The organism is Bacillus sp. SRB_331, from assembly GCF_003264175.1.
In the GTDB taxonomy this organism is placed as follows: Bacteria; Bacillota; Bacilli; order Bacillales; family Bacillaceae_G; genus Bacillus_A; species Bacillus_A mycoides.
Window position 1 is genome coordinate 1 of record NZ_NADV01000135.1, and the last position, 334, is coordinate 334.

At 43.1% G+C, this 334-nt stretch carries 1 protein-coding gene; it reads left to right on the top strand.

The window, feature by feature from the left end; genetic code table 11:
• The coding region (locus B5P42_RS32230) for a hypothetical protein (RefSeq protein WP_220089417.1) at positions 1-334 on the top strand (334 nt) is incomplete at both ends.

Sequence of the window (334 nt, forward strand, 5' to 3'; positions counted from 1 at the left end):
ACTTTCTTTCAGAAGTAATGAGGAGCTTTGCCAAGAAAGCGGGTGTGGAACAACATTGGACCACAGCGTATATTCACTATCCTAACGGGACAGTTGAGGTTGTGAATAAGGCACTGAAGTCTTTATTTCAAGCTCTGATTTCAGAGTTGAGGTGGAATAAAGAGGATTGGCCATGGTTGTTGAAAGCAATAGAACATGCTATCAACCATCGACCAAAGAAGAGACTGGGGTGGAAAGCACCAGTAACGGTTCATACGGGATTAAAGAGTGATAATCCGCTGGAACTTATCTTCAAAAAGCCTGGAGAGAACCTGGGAAATTGTCAGATGACAAC